The 2,500-nt window shown below is 53.6% G+C and carries 2 tRNA genes and 1 rRNA gene; all 3 read right to left on the bottom strand.

Features of this window, described 5'->3' with window-relative positions:
• Positions 1-332 precede the first annotated feature (332 nt).
• Positions 333-408, bottom strand: a tRNA-Ala gene (locus CHC01_RS18410).
• 94 nt (positions 409-502) lie between these two features.
• Positions 503-579: transfer RNA gene (locus CHC01_RS18405), tRNA-Ile, on the bottom strand.
• Between the two features lie 215 nt (positions 580-794).
• A 16S ribosomal RNA gene (locus CHC01_RS18400) occupies positions 795-2,281 on the bottom strand.
• Between the last annotated feature and the right edge of the window lie 219 nt (positions 2,282-2,500).

Genomic DNA, 2,500 nt, shown 5'->3' with positions numbered 1-2,500 from the left:
ATGATTAAGAAAGACCAGTTTGCTTCGTAAGATCGAACCGACAACGAGGCGGTCAAGCTTCGTTGAAAAGGAATAAACATGCGGAAGCTTTGCAAGCAAAGCGTTCGCACTCAATTCCTGGAGATTATGATTGCGGCACCCGCAATTGCTTGCAGATCCGAACCTCGGAACGATCTCCTCTTTACGATGTCATAAATCCCGCAGTCGATCTCGTAAGACCGACAAGCGAAGTTATACCGCGGACTAAATCAGGCGCTGCCCATATGGCGCGCACTGTCTGAACACACTGAATGTTTGTTACGATCTCAACGTCGCCATCCAACCAAAGTTTCTGGTGGAGGCAGACGGGATCGAACCGACGACCTCATGCTTGCAAAGCACGCGCTCTCCCAGCTGAGCTATGCCCCCGTTCCAGAAGACGAATGCTCAACGCTGAATGGCGCGTTTTGCAGATGCGATGTCGTGACGTGAGCAGCAGCCTTGAAAGCAAAGCGCGCAAATATGGTGGGCCTGGGAAGACTTGAACTTCCGACCTCACGCTTATCAAGCGCGCGCTCTAACCAACTGAGCTACAAGCCCTAACAACAAAGGACTGCGCTCGGCTCATCGACATGACCTTGCGATCAAACGCCAATAAGCAGCACGAGCACGCCCCAGCGTGTGTTCGTCCGCGAAGAAAGAGAAACGAAGACGGCGGTGTCCCGCCTATGCAGCTCAGACATTGATCCAATGTCTGGCCACTGATGTTTCAAAAGAGGATCGATAGAAGCAAGCTTCTGAAGATCCATCCTTAGAAAGGAGGTGATCCAGCCGCAGGTTCCCCTACGGCTACCTTGTTACGACTTCACCCCAGTCGCTGACCCTACCGTGGTCAGCTGCCCCCTTGCGGTTAGCGCACTGCCTTCAGGTAGAACCAACTCCCATGGTGTGACGGGCGGTGTGTACAAGGCCCGGGAACGTATTCACCGTGGCATGCTGATCCACGATTACTAGCGATTCCAACTTCATGGGCTCGAGTTGCAGAGCCCAATCCGAACTGAGACGGCTTTTTGAGATTTGCGAGAGGTCGCCCTTTTGCATCCCATTGTCACCGCCATTGTAGCACGTGTGTAGCCCAGCCCGTAAGGGCCATGAGGACTTGACGTCATCCCCACCTTCCTCGCGGCTTATCACCGGCAGTCTCCTTAGAGTGCTCAACTAAATGGTAGCAACTAAGGACGGGGGTTGCGCTCGTTGCGGGACTTAACCCAACATCTCACGACACGAGCTGACGACAGCCATGCAGCACCTGTGCTCTATGCCCCGAAGGGAAGGTTCCATCTCTGGTACCGGTCATAGACATGTCAAGGGCTGGTAAGGTTCTGCGCGTTGCGTCGAATTAAACCACATGCTCCACCGCTTGTGCGGGCCCCCGTCAATTCCTTTGAGTTTTAATCTTGCGACCGTACTCCCCAGGCGGAATGCTTAAAGCGTTAGCTGCGCCACTAGTGAGTAAACCCACTAACGGCTGGCATTCATCGTTTACGGCGTGGACTACCAGGGTATCTAATCCTGTTTGCTCCCCACGCTTTCGTGCCTCAGCGTCAGTTATGGGCCAGTGAGCCGCCTTCGCCACTGGTGTTCTTGCGAATATCTACGAATTTCACCTCTACACTCGCAGTTCCACTCACCTCTCCCATACTCAAGACTTTCAGTATCAAAGGCAGTTCTGGAGTTGAGCTCCAGGATTTCACCTCTGACTTAAAAACCCGCCTACGCACCCTTTACGCCCAGTGATTCCGAGCAACGCTAGCCCCCTTCGTATTACCGCGGCTGCTGGCACGAAGTTAGCCGGGGCTTATTCTTACGGTACCGTCATTATCTTCCCGTACAAAAGAGCTTTACAACCCTAGGGCCTTCATCACTCACGCGGCATGGCTGGATCAGGCTTGCGCCCATTGTCCAATATTCCCCACTGCTGCCTCCCGTAGGAGTTTGGGCCGTGTCTCAGTCCCAATGTGGCTGATCATCCTCTCAGACCAGCTACTGATCGTCGCCTTGGTAGGCCTTTACCCCACCAACTAGCTAATCAGACGCGGGCCAATCTCTCGGCGATAAATCTTTCCCCGTAAGGGCTTATCCGGTATTAGCACAAGTTTCCCTGTGTTGTTCCGAACCAAGAGGTATGTTCCCACGCGTTACTCACCCGTCTGCCACTGACGTATTGCTACGCCCGTTCGACTTGCATGTGTTAAGCCTGCCGCCAGCGTTCGCTCTGAGCCAGGATCAAACTCTCAAGTTGGACTTGAAACTTTAAACCGGCTGATCACAACGTATTGACGAGGTCCCACCATACTAAATCGACCAAACCGAAGTTCAGCCAATCTGCTGTCCGCGCTTCACAGCGCTAACAACGATGGTGTTAACCTTTGTTCAAAACGTGTACCGCCGAAGTCTTTCGTCCGGCCCCGCCTCAAGAAGCCGAAGCTTCCATCGAACGAGACCCGCAAGGACTCCGCCG

This window comes from Tardiphaga sp. OK246 (assembly GCF_900188215.1).
Classification (GTDB): domain Bacteria; phylum Pseudomonadota; class Alphaproteobacteria; order Rhizobiales; family Xanthobacteraceae; genus Tardiphaga; species Tardiphaga robiniae.
The sequence above is the reverse complement of the archived record's forward strand: the minus strand, read 5'-3'. Positions and strand labels throughout refer to the sequence as shown.